The sequence below is a fragment of the Microbacterium oleivorans genome (genome assembly GCF_001691565.1).
Classification (GTDB): domain Bacteria; phylum Actinomycetota; class Actinomycetes; order Actinomycetales; family Microbacteriaceae; genus Microbacterium; species Microbacterium oleivorans_B.
The window spans coordinates 478405-494448 of the sequence record NZ_MAYO01000002.1 but is presented as its reverse complement, the minus strand read 5'-3'; the positions used below and the strand labels follow the sequence as shown (position 1 = coordinate 494448).

The window sequence follows — 16044 nt, the reverse complement described above, 5'->3', positions numbered from 1 at the left end:
AAAAAAAAAACGTTCGTCATGAACGGAGCCGGGTAGTACACGCGGCCGATCTTGCCTTCCTTGCGGATCTCGATCTTCGACGCGATCGGGTGGATCGAGCTCGTCGAGTTGTTGATGTACGAGATCGAGCCGGTGGGCGGAACGGCCTGCAGGTTCTGGTTGTAGATGCCGTGCTTCTGGACGGATGCCTTCAGCTCGAGCCAGTCCTCCTGCGTCGGGATGTGGATGCCGTCGAAGAGCTCCTCGACGCGGGCCGTGGCCGGCTTCCACTCCTGCTCGGTGTACTTGTCGAAGAACTCGCCGGTGGCGTACTTCGAGTCCCAGAAGCCGTCGAAGACCTGACCGCGCTCGATGGCGATCCGGTTGGAGGCCTGCAGCGCGTGGAACAGCACGGTGTAGAAGTAGATGTTCGTGAAGTCGACACCCTCCTCCGAGCCGTAGTGAACGTGCTCGCGGGCCAGGTAGCCGTGGAGGTTCATCTGCCCGAGGCCGATGGCGTGCGACTTGTCGTTGCCGTCCTCGATCGAACGGACCGAGCGGATGTGGCTCTGGTCGCTGACCGCGCTGAGGGCGCGGATGCTGGTCTCCACCGTGCCGGCGAGGTTGCGGCCGTCCATCGCGAGGGCGATGTTCATCGATCCCAGGTTGCAGGAGATGTCCTTGCCGATCTGGTCGTACGAGAGGTCCTCGTTGAACGTCGTCGGCGTGTTGACCTGCAGGATCTCCGAGCAGAGGTTGGACATGTTGATCCGGCCCTTGATCGGGTTGGCCTTGTTCACCGTGTCCTCGAACATGATGTACGGGTAGCCCGACTCGAACTGGATCTCGGCGAGGGTCTGGAAGAACTCTCGCGCCTTGATCTTGGTCTTCTTGATGCGCGCGTCATCGACCATCTCGCGGTACTTCTCGGTGACGGAGATGTCGCCGAAGGGCACGCCGTAGACCTTCTCGACGTCGTACGGCGAGAACAGGTACATGTCCTCGTCGTTCTTGGCGAGTTCGAACGTGATGTCGGGGACGACGACACCGAGCGACAGCGTCTTGATGCGGATCTTCTCGTCCGCGTTCTCGCGCTTCGTGTCGAGGAACTTCATGATGTCGGGGTGGTGGGCCGAGAGGTACACGGCACCTGCGCCCTGACGCGCACCGAGCTGGTTCGCGTAGCTGAAGCTGTCTTCGAGGAGCTTCATGACGGGGATGATGCCCGACGACTGGTTCTCGATCTGCTTGATCGGGGCGCCCGCCTCGCGGATGTTCGAGAGGAGGAGGGCGACGCCGCCGCCGCGCTTGGAGAGCTGGAGAGCGGAGTTGATGCCGCGGGCGATCGACTCCATGTTGTCCTCGATGCGCAGCAGGAAGCACGAGACGAGCTCGCCGCGCTGCGCCTTGCCGGCGTTGAGGAAGGTGGGGGTAGCGGGCTGGAAGCGGCCCGAGAGGATCTCGTCGACGAGCTTGTTCGCGAGGTCCTGGTCACCGGCGGCGAGGGCGAGGGCGGTCATGACGACGCGGTCCTCGAAGCGCTCGAGGTAGCGCTTGCCGTCGAAGGTCTTCAGCGTGTAGCTCGTGTAGTACTTGAACGCGCCGAGGAACGTGTCGAAGCGGAACTTCGCCGCGTACGCGCGGTCGTGGATCTGCTGGATGAACTCGAACGGGTACGCCTCGATGACGGCGCCCTCGTAGTACTCCTTCTCGACGAGGTAGTCGAGCTTCTCCTTGAGGGAGTGGAAGAAGACGGTGTTCTGGTTGACGTGCTGCAGGAAGTACTCCCGCGCCGCGCGCTTGTCGGCGTCGAACTGGATCTTCCCGTCCTCGCCGTAGAGGTTGAGCATCGCGTTGAGGGCGTGGTAGTCCATGCCCTCGAAGCGAGCCTCCGTCTTGAAGGCCATATCGGTCACTGCAGCTTCCACCAGTCTTCCAATCCGCCGCTCACGCGGTCGACGTCCTCAGGCGTGCCGAATACTTCGATGCGATACAAGTGCGGCACACGACACTTGCGGCTGATGATCTCTCCGGCGAGGCAGAAGGACTCGCCGAAATTGCTGTTACCCGCGGAGATGACTCCGCGCAGCAGGCTCCGATTGGCCTCGTCGTTGAGGAAGCGGATGACCTGCTTGGGGACCGCGCCCTTCTCCTCCCCCTTGCCCTGGCCTCCCCCGTAGGTGGGGGTGACCAGGACGTACGGCTCGTCGATACGAAGCAGGCCGTCGGAGGAGTGGATCGGGATGCGGCGGGCCGGCATCCCGAGCTTCTCGATGAAGCGGGCGGTGTTGCCCGACACGCTCGAGAAGTAGACGAGCAGCGGCACGTTCGTCATGACGGCCGCGCTCATCGGTCAGACCAGGCGAGACGCGAGCTCGTCGATCTTGTCGGGACGGAAGCCCGACCAGTGGTCCTCGTCGGTGACGACGACCGGAGCCTGGAGGTACCCGAGCGACTTGACGTGCTCGAGGGCCGCCGGGTCCTCGGAGAGGTCGAGGACCTCGTAGTCGATGCCCTTGGAGTCCAGCGCGCGGTACGTCGCGTTGCACTGCACGCAGGACGGCTTCGTGTACACGGTGATCGCCATCTGTCGACCCTCTCTTTGCCTCTGGATGCCGCCGGGGGCGGGATCCTTCTCGTTCGTGAAATCTGACTGCAGGATGCGGGCGGGATCCGCTCGTGGACCTGGTTCCGAGGGGTTGGGGCCCGCCGGGAGCTCAATACTACATATGGGTACGGACACCAGGAAGCACCACAAGGGGTAGTAGTTACATCCGTGTAGTTTTTCCGCATCTCTCCACAGATACAACACAGGTTGTCCACCGATTCATCCCCAATCCGGGAAGTTCGGAACGACGTCGAAAAGGCCGGGATTCCGGCCGAAACGGCGAACCTCTCCGCAGGTTGTCCACAGGTCGGACCATACGAGGCGCCTCCGACATCCGATCGGGGGCGAATCCGGCGCCCCGGCGTGTCGTCGGCGTGTCGCTCCGAGGCCCCGCCAGGACATCGGGAGTGTCTGCGGCCGGCGGTAGATTGGAGGGGTGGCGGGATACTCGGAGCTCCTGCGCGCACCGGGTGTCGCGCGCATCATCGCGGCACAGTTGACGGCACGGTTCCCGAGCGGGATGACGAGCCTCGCGGTCCTCCTCCACGTGGAGCAGTCGACCGGGTCGTACGGCTACGCGGGCGTCGTCCTCGCCGCCCTCTCGATCGGACAGGCCATCTCCGGGCCCGTCACCAGCCGGTGGATGGGCATCTGGGGCATGCGCCGCGTCCTCACCCTCACTGCCGCCGTCTGCGCGGCCGCCGTCCTCGCCCTCGCGATCAATCCGTTCGGGATGCCGGGGTTCATCGTCTTCGGCTTCATCGCCGGTATCGCCAATCCCCCGGTCCAGCCCGCCGTGCGGACGATCTATCCCAAGATCGTGACGTCGCGCCAGCTGACGCCCCTCTTCTCGCTCGATGCCAGCCTGCAGGAGATCATCTGGATCTTCGCCCCCGTCCTCATCACTCTCGTGGCGACGCAGGTGGGTACGGTTCCGGCACTCTTCCTGATCGTCGTCATCCTCATCGGCGGGTGCACGTGGTTCATCGCCTCGCCCGAGGTGGGGCGCGTCCGCATCCCTCGCAGCCGACGCGGCTTCGGACGGGTCCTCGGCAAGCCCGTCGTGCTCCTGTCGACCGTGACCGGTTTCCTGCTGATCGGCGCATGTGCGGCCGTCGAGGCCGGCGTCGTCGCCTCGTTCGGGCACGAGGGGCTCGAGGCGGGGATCGTCCTGGCCGTCTTCGCCGTCGGCAGCCTCGCCGGCGGTCTCGGCTTCGGCCACATCCCGATCGGCCGCTGGGCGATGGCCCGTCGTCTCACGATCGTCGCCGTCGGCGTCTCGCTGGTCATGATCAGCCTCAACGCCTGGTGGATGGGCGCGTCGCTCTTCGTCGCCGGTCTCGGGATCGCCCCCGCCCTCGCCGTCATGTTCGCGATCACCAGTGCGAGCGTCCGCTTCAGCGAGACGGCCGAGGCCTACGGGTGGATCGGCACCGGTCAGCTCATCGGCGCGGCGGCGGGTTCCGCGGTCGCCGGTTTCCTCATCGACGGCGTGGGCTCGGTCGGCGCGTTCATCGCGGCATCCGGGTTCGCCGTCGCCGGTGCGGTCGTCGCCGCCGTGTTCGTCCGCGGCTTCCCCGACCTGCGCGGCCGCGACGCGAGTCCGATCCCGGACACCGAGCCGGTCCCGCTCATCACCTGAGCGGGCGGGTCAGGCGGCGCGACGAAGCAGGAACAGGACGGCCTGCGCGTACGCGTCGGCGGGCTGCGGATGCCGGAAGCGGTGGGGCGCGGCATCCACCTCGATCTCCACCTCGTGGATGTCGGGAAGGCGACGGAGCGACCGGAACGTGCCCCGGAGCATCTCACGCAGCTGCGCCTCGGACGGCAGCCACAGCGCGTCCTCGAGAGCGACCGAGTCCAGCGCCCACTCGGTCGTCCCGTTGAAAGCGAGCAGATCGCCGGTCGGGTAGCTGCGCGCTTCCACGGTCATGTCGCTGACGGTGTAGACGTCAGCCTCGAACTCGGGTTCGTCGAGCTGGAACCGATCGCCGGAGCGCGGACGCCAGATCAAGCCGCTCGCGCGCAGCTCGCGTGCCAGGTCGGTGGAGATCATCCCCCCATCCTGGCCCGTCGCTGACGGGCGGGGCCCGTCCTAGGCTGAGAGCATGCCGTCACCCGTCACCCTCCCCCGGCTGAGCTGGGGAGATCCCCGTAGCGACCGTCAGGCCCTCCTCGTCCACGGCGTCGGTTCGAGCGGAGCGCTCATGTGGCGGTACGCCGTCGCCCTCGCCGACGCCGGCTGGCGTGTCGACGCCGTCGACCTGCGCGGCCACGGCACCGCCCCACGCGGCCTTGATTACACGATCGCCGCGTACGCGACCGACCTCGTCCACACGCAGCCCGGCGGGGGCGTGCCGTGGGATCTCGTCCTCGGCCACTCGCTCGGGGGCGCGGCGGCAACGGTCGGGGCCGCCGCCGACCCGGCCTGGACCCGCCACCTCGTGCTCGTCGACCCCGCGATCCACCTCGCCGATGCCGACCGCGAAGCCGTGCGCGCGAGCCAGGAGCAGGCGTTCGCCGACACCTCGGTCGGCGCGGTCCGGGCCGCACACCCCGAATGGCTCGAGCTCGACATCGAGTTGAAGGCGGTCGCCGCCCAGCAGGCGAGTCGGTTCGCCGTCGAGCAGACGGGACTGCAGAACACGCCGTGGGACGTGCGGAAGGCGGCATCCCGTCTCACCGTCCCCACCCACGTCATCGCCGGCGACCCGACGGTCTACTCGATCTTCACCGGCGACCTCGCCGCCGAGGTGCTGCAGAACCCCCAGGTGTCGATGTCGATCGTCCCCGGCACGGGGCATTCGCCGCACCGCGATGCTCCGGATGCCGCGGCCCAGGCGCTCCTCGACGCGATCCGGACGTGGGGGCTGCTCTCATGACGTTCGATCCCGCCGCGCACCTGCCGGACGATCTGCTCGCGCGCATCCGTTCGCGCGCGGCCTCGGTCGACGCCGAGAACCGCTTCCCCGACGAGGACCTCGCCGAGCTGCGCGAGGCGGGCTACCTCGGGATCCTCGTGCCGACCGAGCTCGGCGGGGCGGGGCTCGGGCTCCGGGAGGCATCCGTCCTGCAGCAGCGGCTCGCCGGTGCCGCTCCCGCCACGGCGCTCGCGATCAACATGCACCTCGTCTGGACGGGCGTCGCGAAGGTCATGGCCGACCGCGGCGACGACGCGCTCCGCTTCGTGCAGGAGGGTGCCGCGGCGGGCGAGGTCTTCGCGTTCGGCATCAGCGAGGCCGGGAACGACCTCGTGCTGTTCGGCAGTGACACGGATGCCGCGCCCCGGCCCGACGGCTCGTATGCCTTCACGGGCACCAAGATCTTCACGTCGCTCGCGCCCGTGTGGACGCACCTGGGGCTGCACGGCCTCGACACGTCCGACCCCGAGGACCCGCGGCTCGTGTTCGGCTTCGTCCCGCGGAGCGACGCGGTCGTCACCCGCGACGACTGGGACACCCTCGGGATGCGGGGCACCCAGTCCCGGACGACCGAGCTTCACGGCGCCGTCGCCCCGGCGGACCGGATCGTCCGCCGGTTGCCGGTCGGGCCGAGCCCCGATCCGCTCGTCTTCGGGATCTTCAGCGCCTTCGAGATCCTGCTGGCCTCGGTCTACACGGGGATCGCCCGCCGCGCCCTCGACCTGGCGGTCGAGACGGCGCGGGGACGAACCTCGAAGAAGACCGGTCGCACGTACAGCCAGGACCCCGACATCCGGTGGCGCGTCGCCGACATGGCGCTCGCCTACGATTCCCTGCCCGTGCAGGTCGAGTCCCTCGCCTCCGACGTCGACCACCTCGCCGACCACGGCGCGATGTGGTTCCCGAAGCTGTCCGCGATCAAGCACCGCGCCGCGACGACGGCGAAGCAGGTCGTCGATGACGCGATGCTCGTCGCGGGCGGGTCGTCCTTCTTCACGCGGAACGAGCTGAGCCGGCTTTACCGCGACGTGCTCGCCGGGATGTTCCACCCCTCCGACCCCGAGTCGGTGCACAGCGCGCTTGCGAACGCGTGGCTGGGGCCGGTAGAACCGTGAGCCGCCGCGGCGCCTGATGGCCACCGTGGCAGGATGGCCGAATGGCCCGCATCCCGTATGGCTCGCTGAGCACCGCTGACCAGCAGCGGTACCGCGGGCTCCGCACCATGAAAGCGGTGGCCCTCGGCGCCCTGCTGTTCATGGCGATCGTCTTCGTCATCGCGTTCATCCTCGAGAAGGACCTCTCGGGTTGGGGCTACGTGCGCGCCGCGGCCGAGGGCGGCATGGTCGGAGCACTCGCGGACTGGTTCGCGGTGACGGCCCTGTTCCGGCATCCGCTCGGCATCCCGATCCCCCACACGGCGATCATCCCGCGGCGCAAAGACGAGATCGGACGCACCCTCGGCGAATTCGTCGAGACCAACTTCCTCGAGGGCGGCGTCGTCCGTCAGAAGCTCGAGTCCACGAACATCGCCCGCACCGCAGGCGCCTGGCTGCAGGATCCCGCTCACGCGAAGACGGTGGCGGCCGAGGCCTCGACGATGGCCTCCGGCATCCTCACGGCTCTCAGCGACGATGAGGTGCAGGACCTCATCAGCGACCTCGCGCACGAGCACCTGCTGTCGCCGTCGTGGGGTCCCTCGCTCGGCACCTGGCTGTCGCGGGTGGTGGATGCCGACGCCCACCGCGGCGCGGTCGATTTGGGCGTCGACAGCATCGCCCGCTGGCTCGACGCGAACCGCGAAGCGTTCGACGGTCTCGTCTCACGCCGCCTGCCGTCGTGGGTGCCCTCCGTCGCGATGCGGCTCGTCGACGACACCGTCTATCACGAGGCCACGAAGTTCGTCGCGGCCGTGCAGCGCGACCCGGAGCACCCCGCGCGGAAGGCGCTCGACCAGTACCTCGAACGACTCTCCGACAACCTGCAGCACGATCCCGAGACCATCGGCCGGCTGGAGGGTGCGAAGAGCGCCGTCTTCGACAGCCCGCGTGTCCGCGCCCTCGCCGCCGACGCCTGGAACACCGCGAAAGCGGGTCTCCTGCGTTCGCTCGCCGATGAGGAGAGCCCGCTCCGCCGCCGCGTCACCGCCGCTCTCGGCGACCTGGGCGACCGTCTCGCAACCGACACCGCGCTGCAGGCGCGGGTGGACAGGCGCATCGCGGACGCCGCGGTCTTCCTCGTAGACCGGTACCGCCACGACATCGCGTCGATCATCACCGACACCGTCGAGAAGTGGGACGCCGACGAGACGAGCCAGAAGATCGAGCTGCAGGTCGGCCGCGACCTCCAGTACATCCGCCTGAACGGCACGATCGTGGGTGCCCTCGCCGGCCTCGTGATCTTCACCGTCGCCCACCTGCTGCTCCCCTGACATGGCGCTGTCCGTCGACCCCCTCTGGCCGCGCGCCGGGGACTGGCCCGCACCGGACGGGCGGGTCGATGCCGCGATCTTCGGCCTGCCTGCTTTCCGCACGTCCCTCTCGCCCACCGGTGCGCACGCGACGCCGGCGGCCGTCCGAGAGGCGCTGCGCCGGTTCAGCCCGACCCTGATCGGTCCGCCCGCTGTCGACCTGAACGAGGCCCTCCGCATCGCGGACGCCGGCGACGTCGACGACCCGGACGGCCCCGAGGGCGAGGCGCGGGTGCGCGACCGCGTTCGCGAGCTGCGCGCGGCATCCGATCTCGTGATCGCGCTCGGCGGCGACAACTCCGTGACCTACGCGACCGCGCAGGGCGCCGGGGTGTCGGGTCTCATCACGCTCGACGCGCACTTCGATCTGCGCGACGGCATCTCGAACGGCTCGCCCGTGCGCCGCCTCGTCGAGGACGGTCTCGACCCGAGGCGGATCGTGCAGATCGGGATCGCCGACTTCGCCAACTCCGTCGCCTACGCGCAGCGCGCCGCCGACCTCGGCATCACCGTCATCACCCTCGACGAGGTGCGCCGCCGCGGCGCCGAGGACGTCATGATCCAGGCCCTCGCCGTCGCGGGATCCACGGGCGACGTGCACCTCGACATCGACGTGGACGTGTGCGACCGTTCCGTCGCGCCGGGGTGCCCGGCATCCGTCCCCGGCGGACTCGAGGCGTGGGAGCTCCGCGCGCTCGTCCGCGCAGCGACCGGCGACCAGCGCGTCGTGAGCGCCGACATCGTCGAGGTCGACGCGACCGCGGATGCCGCGGACGGCCGCACCGTCAGACTCGCCGCGCTCTGCGTCCTCGAACTCCTCGCCGGAAGGGCACTCGCATGATCACCCTCATCCTCGTCCGTCACGCCAAGAGCGACTGGGGCACCGGGCAGGACGACCACGAGCGTCCCCTGAACGACCGGGGTCGCCGCGACGCGCCGGTCATGGCTCGGCGCCTCGCGGCGACGGGCGTGCGACCTGCGCGCATCCTGTCGTCGACGGCGGTCCGTGCGCGTACGACCGCACAGGTCTTCGGCGACGCTCTCGGCGCGCCGGTCGAGACCGATGAGGGACTGTACGGCGCGCCCGGATCGCGGCTGCTCGCGGCGGCCGCGGCGAGCGGCGTCACCGACGTCGTGGTCGTCGCCCACGACCCGGGGATGACCGTGCTCGCCGAGCAACTCTCGGACGGGGTCATCGGTGCCATGCCGACGTGCGCCGTCGCGACGTTCGTGTGGGACACCGACGACTGGGACGTCGCGACGGCGACCCCTCCGGCGCGCTGGAACCTCGACACCCCGCGGGACGTCAGCGCGGACTGAGCTCCCCGCCGCCGCGGTAGACGCGGTGCACGAGCGGCACGCCGGGGCGGTAGGCCAGGTGGCGCCGGCTCGGCGCGTCGAGCACGACCAGATCGGCGCGTGCGCTCACGCCGAGGTGACCGACGTCGTCGCGGCGGAGCGCCCGCGCTCCCCCCGCCGTCGCCGCCCACACCGCCTCACCGACGGTCATGCCCATCTCGCGCACTGCGAGCGCGATCATGAGCGGCATCGAGCTCGTGAAGCTCGACCCGGGGTTGCAGTCGCTCGCGAGCGCGACGGTCACACCGGCGTCGATGAGGCGGCGCGCGTCGGGGTACGGCTGCCGAGTCGAGAATTCGACGCCGGGGAGGAGCGTTGCGACGGTGTTCGAACCCGCAAGCGCCGCGATGTCGGCGTCCGTCAGGTGGGTGCAGTGATCGACGGATGCCGCGCCGAGTCGCACCGCGAGCTGCACCCCCGGTCCTTCGCCGAGCTGATTGCCGTGCACCCGCACGCCGAGGCCCGCATCAGCTCCGGCACGGAGGATCCGCTCGCTCTCGGCCGCGGTGAACGCACCCCGTTCGCAGAACACATCGACCCAGCGCACGTGGGGGCGGACCGCGGCCAGCATGGCGTCGCAGACGAGGTCGACGTACGCGTCGCGGTCGGTCCGCTCGGGGACCACATGCGCGCCGAGGTACGTGACCTCATCGGTGACCTCTGCCGCCAGCCGGGCGAGACGTTCCTCGCCGTCGACCGTCAGCGCGTAGCCGGTCTTCACCTCGAACGTGGTCGTGCCCTGCGCGTGCAGTTCGGCGACGAGGGCCGCCAGCCGAGCACGCAGCTCGTCATCGGTCGCCGCCCGCGTCGCCGCCACGGTCCGCCGGATGCCGCCCGCGGCATACGGGGTGCCCGTCATCCGAGCCTCGAACTCGTCCGCCCGGTCGCCGGCGAAGACGAGGTGCGTGTGGCTGTCGACGAATCCCGGGATCACGGCGCGACCGCCGAGATCGACGCGCGTGACCTCGACCTCCGACCGCGAGACAGCAGCGGCGGCCCGAGACAGCGGCGACAGACCGCTGTCTCGGCCTGCGATTGCTGTCTCGGCGTCAGCGGCCGCACCCGACCACACGACGCGCCCCCCGTCGACGAGGAGCGCGGCCTCGGCGATCGTCGCGGTCGGGGCGGCGGCATCCGCGTTCGTCGTCAGTTCGGAGATGCCGGTGAACAGCGTCGCCACGTCACGCGTCCAGCATCGGGACGGTCAGGCCGCGCTCGCGGGCGACCTCCTTCGCCCGGTCGTAGCCGGCGTCGACGTGGCGCATGACGCCCGTGCCGGGATCGTTCACGAGGACCCGGGCGAGCTTCTCGGCGGCGAGCGGCGTGCCGTCGGCGACGGTGACCTGGCCGGCATGGATCGAGCGTCCGATGCCGACGCCGCCGCCGTGGTGGATGGAGACCCACGCGGCTCCCGACGCCGTGTTGAGCAGGGCGTTCAGCAGCGGCCAGTCCGCGATCGCGTCGGACCCGTCGGCCATCGCCTCGGTCTCGCGATACGGGCTCGCAACCGACCCGGCGTCGAGGTGGTCGCGGCCGATCACGATCGGACCCGACAGCTCGCCCGACGCGACCATCTCGTTGAACTTCAGCCCGGCGAGGTGTCGCTCCTTGTACCCGAGCCAGCAGATGCGGGCGGGCAGACCCTCGACCTGCACCTTCTCGGCCGCCTTCTCGAGCCAGCGGTGCAAGGCGGCATCCTCGGGAAAGAGCTCCGCGACGGCACGGTCGGTCTTCGCGATGTCCTCGGGATCGCCCGACAGCGCCACCCACCGGAACGGCCCCTTGCCCTCCGCGAACAGCGGGCGGATGTAGGCCGGGACGAAACCGGGGAACGCGAACGCGCGGTCGTACCCGCCGAGCTCGGCCTCACGGCGGATCGAGTTGCCGTAGTCGAAGACCGCTGCCCCGGCATCCTGGAACGCGACCATCGCCTCGACGTGCCGCGCCATCGAGGCGCGGGACCGCTCGGTGAAGCCCTCCGGATCGGCCGACGCCTCGGCCTTCCAGTTCTCGAACGCCACGCCCGACGGCAGGTAGGCGAGGGGATCGTGCGCGCTCGTCTGATCGGTGACGATGTCGATCGGGATGCCGCGGGCCAGCAGCTCGGGGAACACGTCTGCCGCGTTCCCCACGACGCCGATGGAGCGCGCCTCGCCCGCCTCCTTCGCAGCGAGGGCCCGCTCGATCGCGACGTCGAGGTCGGCGGTGTGCTCATCGAGGTAGCCGTGCTCGACGCGGCGACGCAGGCGCGACTCGTCGACGTCGACGACGAGCACCGCTCCCCCGTTCATCGTGACGGCGAGCGGCTGCGCGCCGCCCATGCCGCCCGCGCCGCCGGTGAGGGTGAGCGTGCCGGCGAGCGAGTCGCGGCCGAGCGAACGCGCGACGGCGGCGAACGTCTCGTACGTGCCCTGCAGGATGCCCTGCGTGCCGATGTAGATCCAGGAGCCCGCCGTCATCTGGCCGTACATCGTGAGGCCGAGGTGCTCGAGGCGGCGGAACTCAGGCCACGTCGCCCAGTCGCCGACGAGGTTCGAATTCGCGATGAGCACGCGCGGCGCCCACTCGTGCGTGCGGAACACGCCGACCGGCTTGCCGGACTGCACGAGCATGGTCTCGTCAGGCTCGAGCTCGTCGAGGGTGCGGACGATCGCGTCGTACGCCTCCCACGAGCGCGCCGCCTTGCCCGTGCCGCCGTAGACGACGAGGTCCTCGGGGTGCTCGGCGACCTCGGGGTCGAGGTTGTTCATCAGCATCCGCTTCGCCGCCTCGGCGCCCCAGCTCTTCGCGGTTCGCGTGTTGCCCCGGTCCGCTCGGACGGTGCGGTTCGTGGTCGTGTCGGTCATGCCTGTTCTCCTTCGAACGGTGCGGCGTCTGCGCGGAGATCTGCGCTCGAGCGGACGGATTCGGGAGGATTCGTCCTCCCGGCGGCGGATGTCCGCTCGCCGGCCGGTCCGAACGCGGTGCGGGCGACCTCACCCGTGACGACGAGCTCCGTCGCGGCCTCGAGATCGGGTGCGACGAAGCGGTCCGGACCTGGCCCCTCGACGACGGTGCGGACGAGGTCGCGGACGGCTCCGGTGACCGGCCCGGGCTGCAGCGGGGCGCGCAGGTCGAGGGCGCGGCATCCCGTCACCACCTCGATCGCGAGCACGCGGGCGAGGCCGTCGATCGCGCGGCGCAGCTTGCGGGCGGCAGCCCACCCCATCGAGACGTGGTCCTCCTGCATCGCCGACGACGGGATCGAGTCGACGGATGCCGGCACCGCGAGGCGCTTGAGCTCGGAGACGATGCCCGCCGCGGCGTACTGCGCGATCATGAGGCCGCTGTCGACGCCGACCTCGTCGGCGAGGAACGGCGGCAGGCCGTTGCTGCGCGTGCGGTCGAGCGCGCGGTCGGTGCGGCGTTCGGAGATCGAGGCGACGTCGGCGACGGCGATCGCGAGGAAGTCGAGGACGTACGCGACCGGCGCTCCGTGGAAGTTGCCGTTCGACTCGACACGCCCGTCGGGCGTGACGACGGGATTGTCGACGGCCGAGGCCAGCTCGCGCTCGGCGACCATCCGGGCGTGGTCGAGGGTGTCGCGGGCCGCGCCGTGCACCTGCGGCGAGCAGCGGAGCGAGTAGGCGTCCTGCACGCGCGTGCAGACGGCCGGGTCGCGGTGGCTCGCGACGATCGGCGAGTCGGCGAGCGCGTGGCGCAGGTTCGCGGCCGAGACCGCCTGGCCGGACTGGGGGCGCAGGGCCATGAGGTCCGCGGCGAAGACGGCGTCGGTGCCGAGCTGGCTCTCGACCGAGAGGGCGGCGGCGAGGTCGGCGGTCGCGAGGAGGGTGTCGAGGTCGGCGAGGGCGAGCGACAGCATCCCGAGCATGCCGTCGGTTCCGTTGATGAGGGCGAGACCCTCCTTCTCCTCGAGGACGAGGGGACGGATGCCGCTGGCCGCCAACGCCTCTGCGGCGTCCACCCGCGTGCCGTCCGCCGTGCGGACCGGCCCCTCCCCGAGCGCGGCGAGCGCGATGTGCGAGAGGGGGGCGAGGTCGCCGGAGCAGCCGAGCGAGCCGTACTCGTGCACGAGCGGGGTGATGCCCGCGTTGAGCATGGCGGCGTACGTCTCGACGACGACGGGACGCACGCCGGTGCGGCCGGTCGCGAGGGTCTGGAGGCGCAGCAGGTGCAGCGCCCGGACCACCTCGCGCTCGACCTCGGGTCCGGTCCCGGCGGCGTGCGAGCGGATGAGGCTCGCCTGCAGCTGGCGGCGCCGGTCGGTCGCGATGAACGTCGTCGCGAGCGCGCCGAAGCCGGTCGAGATGCCGTAGTGCGGGTGGGGATCGTCGGCGAGCCGCTCGATGAGCGCGCGGGTCTCGGCCGTGCGGGCGAGCGCCGCGTCCGAGACGACGACGTGCGCGTCGTGGCGGGCGACGGCGACGACCTCGGCGGGGGTGAGCGGGGCGTCCGCGAGGACGACGGCGGTGAGGACGGGCATGCGTCGATTCCAGCGCGCGGCGACGGTCCGCGGGAGGCGGACGTGGCATCCTGTGTCTGTGATCCCAGACAAGCCGCGGGCGCCGATCCCAGACAAGCCGCGGGCGCCGATCCCAGACAAGCCGCAGGCGCCGGCCCCCGACAGGCCCAAGGTCCCCGCGGCGGATCAGACGCTCCGCATCCTGAGCTTCCTTGCGCACCAGCGCGGGCCCGTCGCGGCGCAGACGATCGCGACGCACCTCGAGTTGCCCCGATCGACGGTGTACCACCTGCTCGCGGCGATGGCGGCGCACGGATTCGTCGTCCACCTCGACGGCGACCGCCGCTGGGGCCTCGGCACCGCTGCGTTCGAGCTCGCCGGCGGGTACGCACGGCAGGAGCCCCTCGCCCGCCTCGGCCGGCCCATCGTCGCCCAGCTCGCCGACCGCGCGGGCGAGAGTGCGCACCTCGCCGTCATGACGGGGCGCGACGTGCTGTACATCGTCGAGGAGCGGGCGCCGCGTCGACCCGCGCTCATCACCGACGTCGGCGTGCGCCTGCCGGCGCACCTCACCGCGACGGGGCGCGCGATGCTCGCCGCCCTCCCCCGCGAACAGGTCCGGGCGTTGTTCCCCGACGCGGCAGCCCTCTCCACCCAGCGCACCGGCCGCGGACCGGGTCGGCCCGGCGAGCTGCGGGAACTCCTCCGGCAGGCCCGAACCGACGGCTACGCGACCGAGGACGGCGAGGTCACGCTGGGATTCCGCTCCGTCGGGGTCGCCGTCCGAGACCACGCCGACTGGCCCGCAGCCGCCATCGCCGTCACCTGGCCCGACGGTGCCGACGTCGACCCCGACGGGCTCGCCGCGCTCGCGGCGGAAGCGGCGGCCGACCTCTCCCGCCGCATCGGCCGGCGGTAGCTACCCTCAGCCCGGCACCAACCTCGGAGATTCCGTCGTTCGCGGCGCGAGGAGGCCGGTTCCCGCCCGCAGCGACCGAGAACTCCGCGGTTGTCGCCCGGAGCCTCCGGTAGCCGGGCCTGCGCCAGCACCACTCCGGCTCCCGGCGGCGGCACCGATCCGATACCGCCCCCGGCGTCGAACGGCGGAGATCCCCGGCGACGCGCCCGGTGGGACGTCGCCAACCACGGCGTGTCGCCCGGATGTCTGCGGCTCGCACGGCGTTGCGGACCCGGCAGGCTCCGAACCGCCTCAGCGGACCACGAGACGCGGTTGCACGAGCACGTGCCCCTCGCCTGCCCCCGCCGCGCGCCGCTCGATGCGGGTCCCGCCCGCCATCAGCAGGTCGAGGGCGCCGGCGGCGACGAGTTCGGGCAGCTGCTCGACGCTCGCGAGTCCCAGAGCCTCGGCCGCGGGGGTGTTGTCGAAGCCGATGATCGAGAGGTCCGCGCGCTGCGCGGCGACGGCCGCGACATGGGCTCCGACGGCGAGGGTGTCGCTCGCGCACACGACGGCGTCGACCTCGGTCGTCGCGAGCAGCTCGCGGACCTGCTCGCGCGCATCGGCGACCCGCTCCTCGGCCGACAGGCGCAGGTCGGGGCGGGCACCGGCATCCGTCATCGCCTCGCGCCACCCGCGCTCGCGGTCATCGCCCGTGGGCGAGCCCGCGGGCCAGCCGAGGAACGCGACCCGTGGGCCGACGGTGAGCGCGTGCTGGGTGGCGGCGCGCGTGCCCGATGCGCCGTCGACGTCGACCCACAGGTGCGCGGACTCCTCGGGCGACGCCGCATCCCACGGGCGTCCGAACGAGACGAAGGGCACGCCGCGCTCGGTGAGCCAGGCGAGTCGACGGTCGTCGTACCGGGTGCCCGTGACGACGACGGCCTCGACGTCGCCGGCGTGGACGAGGTCCGACATCCGCCGGATCTCCTCGTCCTGATCGGATGCCGCGTACACGAGCACGCGCAGGCCCCGGTCGCCGGCGCTCTCGGTGAGGGCGTGGACGAACCTGTCGAGCACGACGCCCGAGATCCCGCCGGCGTACGGATCGAGGTGGATGCCGATGGTCGCGCTCCGCTGCGTGCGGAGCCGCCTCGCGGAGGCGTGCGGCGAATAGCCGAGGCGGGAGATCGCCTCCTGCACCCGCTCGCGGGTCGCGGCCTTCACGATGGCGGGCGTGTTCAGCACGTTGCTGACCGTCTGGCGCGAGACGCCGGCAGCGACAGCGACGTCCTCGATCGTTATCGACTTCTCACTCATCGACGCCCCCGCCCCCTTGACAGTGATGGG

General features: G+C 70.9%; 15 protein-coding genes. 7 read left to right on the top strand and 8 right to left on the bottom strand.

What is annotated here, in order from left to right:
* The 3 genes from nrdE to nrdH all read right to left on the bottom strand — a co-directional run.
* Positions 1-1886 (bottom strand): class 1b ribonucleoside-diphosphate reductase subunit alpha (gene nrdE / locus BBA86_RS02710; RefSeq protein WP_065570140.1); only part of this gene is annotated, 1886 nt, incomplete at its 3' end.
* A gap of 5 nt (positions 1887-1891) precedes the next feature.
* On the bottom strand, positions 1892-2329 hold the full coding sequence (gene nrdI, locus BBA86_RS02705) for a class Ib ribonucleoside-diphosphate reductase assembly flavoprotein NrdI (protein ID WP_065570139.1): 438 nt from the start codon (positions 2327-2329) through the stop codon (positions 1892-1894).
* 3 nt (positions 2330-2332) lie between these two features.
* Positions 2333-2566, bottom strand: coding sequence for a glutaredoxin-like protein NrdH (gene nrdH / locus BBA86_RS02700; RefSeq protein ID WP_018188439.1), 234 nt, complete (start codon positions 2564-2566; stop codon positions 2333-2335).
* 457 nt (positions 2567-3023) lie between these two features.
* On the opposite strand from nrdH, the gene BBA86_RS02695 reads away from it, so the two are divergent.
* A complete protein-coding gene (locus BBA86_RS02695; RefSeq protein WP_065570138.1) occupies positions 3024-4229 on the top strand; it encodes an MFS transporter in 1206 nt (401 codons plus the stop codon).
* Between the two features lie 9 nt (positions 4230-4238).
* Here the strand turns inward: BBA86_RS02695 and BBA86_RS02690 are convergent, their stop codons facing one another.
* A complete protein-coding gene (locus BBA86_RS02690) occupies positions 4239-4643 on the bottom strand; it encodes a pilus assembly protein CpaE (protein WP_065570137.1) in 405 nt (134 codons plus the stop codon).
* 52 nt (positions 4644-4695) lie between these two features.
* Between BBA86_RS02690 and BBA86_RS02685 the strand changes: the two genes are divergently transcribed.
* Genes BBA86_RS02685 through BBA86_RS02665 form a run of 5 tightly spaced genes read left to right on the top strand, consistent with a single transcriptional unit; the run spans position 4696 to position 9295 of the window.
* Positions 4696-5469 carry an alpha/beta fold hydrolase gene (locus tag BBA86_RS02685; protein WP_065570136.1) on the top strand — a complete coding sequence of 258 codons (774 nt, stop codon included), beginning with the start codon at positions 4696-4698 and terminating at the stop codon, positions 5467-5469.
* Positions 5466-6623, top strand: a complete 1158-nt coding sequence (locus BBA86_RS02680) for an acyl-CoA dehydrogenase family protein (RefSeq protein WP_065570135.1) — start codon at positions 5466-5468, stop codon at positions 6621-6623. The genes BBA86_RS02685 and BBA86_RS02680 overlap by 4 nt, the downstream gene beginning before the upstream one ends.
* Positions 6624-6664: 41 nt before the next feature.
* Positions 6665-7936: a DUF445 domain-containing protein gene (locus BBA86_RS02675; RefSeq protein WP_065570134.1), complete on the top strand. Its 1272-nt coding sequence runs from the start codon at positions 6665-6667 to the stop codon at positions 7934-7936.
* A gap of 1 nt (position 7937) precedes the next feature.
* Complete coding sequence (locus BBA86_RS02670) at positions 7938-8816, top strand: agmatinase family protein (protein WP_065570133.1); 879 nt, start codon at positions 7938-7940, stop codon at positions 8814-8816.
* The gene (locus BBA86_RS02665) at positions 8813-9295 is read left to right on the top strand and encodes a SixA phosphatase family protein (protein ID WP_065570132.1); all 483 of its coding nucleotides are present in this window, start codon (positions 8813-8815) and stop codon (positions 9293-9295) included. Before BBA86_RS02670 ends, BBA86_RS02665 begins: the two co-directional genes overlap by 4 nt.
* Here BBA86_RS02665 and hutI read toward each other — a convergent pair.
* Genes hutI through hutH form a run of 3 tightly spaced genes read right to left on the bottom strand, consistent with a single transcriptional unit; the run spans position 9282 to position 13817 of the window.
* A complete protein-coding gene (hutI, locus tag BBA86_RS02660) occupies positions 9282-10514 on the bottom strand; it encodes an imidazolonepropionase (RefSeq protein WP_065570131.1) in 1233 nt (410 codons plus the stop codon). The two genes, BBA86_RS02665 and hutI, sit on opposite strands and share 14 nt — an antisense overlap.
* Position 10515: 1 nt before the next feature.
* A complete protein-coding gene (gene hutU, locus BBA86_RS02655) occupies positions 10516-12180 on the bottom strand; it encodes a urocanate hydratase (protein WP_065570130.1) in 1665 nt (554 codons plus the stop codon).
* Entirely contained in the window at positions 12177-13817 is a 1641-nt protein-coding gene (gene hutH / locus BBA86_RS02650; RefSeq protein ID WP_065570129.1) for a histidine ammonia-lyase, read from the bottom strand. The genes hutU and hutH overlap by 4 nt, the downstream gene beginning before the upstream one ends.
* A 52-nt stretch (positions 13818-13869) precedes the next feature.
* Here hutH and BBA86_RS02645 point away from each other — a divergent pair, with 52 nt between their 5' ends.
* Positions 13870-14715: an IclR family transcriptional regulator C-terminal domain-containing protein gene (locus tag BBA86_RS02645; RefSeq protein ID WP_411267686.1), complete on the top strand. Its 846-nt coding sequence runs from the start codon at positions 13870-13872 to the stop codon at positions 14713-14715.
* A gap of 291 nt (positions 14716-15006) precedes the next feature.
* Here BBA86_RS02645 and BBA86_RS02640 read toward each other — a convergent pair whose 3' ends face one another.
* Complete coding sequence (locus BBA86_RS02640) at positions 15007-16014, bottom strand: LacI family DNA-binding transcriptional regulator (RefSeq protein WP_065570128.1); 1008 nt, start codon at positions 16012-16014, stop codon at positions 15007-15009.
* Positions 16015-16044: the final 30 nt, after the last annotated feature.

Excerpts from the sequence above, each read along its gene's own strand:
- BBA86_RS02640 (WP_065570128.1), bottom strand. The coding sequence starts at position 16,014 with ATGAGTGAGAAGTCGATAACGATCGAGGACGTCGCTGTCGCTGCCGGC.
- BBA86_RS02680 (WP_065570135.1), top strand. The coding sequence starts at position 5,466 with ATGACGTTCGATCCCGCCGCGCACCTGCCGGACGATCTGCTCGCGCGC.
- BBA86_RS02675 (WP_065570134.1), top strand. The coding sequence starts at position 6,665 with ATGGCCCGCATCCCGTATGGCTCGCTGAGCACCGCTGACCAGCAGCGG.
- nrdH (WP_018188439.1), bottom strand. The coding sequence starts at position 2,566 with ATGGCGATCACCGTGTACACGAAGCCGTCCTGCGTGCAGTGCAACGCG.
- BBA86_RS02665 (WP_065570132.1), top strand. The coding sequence starts at position 8,813 with ATGATCACCCTCATCCTCGTCCGTCACGCCAAGAGCGACTGGGGCACC.
- hutU (WP_065570130.1), bottom strand. The coding sequence starts at position 12,180 with ATGACCGACACGACCACGAACCGCACCGTCCGAGCGGACCGGGGCAAC.
- nrdI (WP_065570139.1), bottom strand. The coding sequence starts at position 2,329 with ATGAGCGCGGCCGTCATGACGAACGTGCCGCTGCTCGTCTACTTCTCG.
- BBA86_RS02685 (WP_065570136.1), top strand. The coding sequence starts at position 4,696 with ATGCCGTCACCCGTCACCCTCCCCCGGCTGAGCTGGGGAGATCCCCGT.
- BBA86_RS02690 (WP_065570137.1), bottom strand. The coding sequence starts at position 4,643 with ATGATCTCCACCGACCTGGCACGCGAGCTGCGCGCGAGCGGCTTGATC.
- hutH (WP_065570129.1), bottom strand. The coding sequence starts at position 13,817 with ATGCCCGTCCTCACCGCCGTCGTCCTCGCGGACGCCCCGCTCACCCCC.
- BBA86_RS02670 (WP_065570133.1), top strand. The coding sequence starts at position 7,938 with ATGGCGCTGTCCGTCGACCCCCTCTGGCCGCGCGCCGGGGACTGGCCC.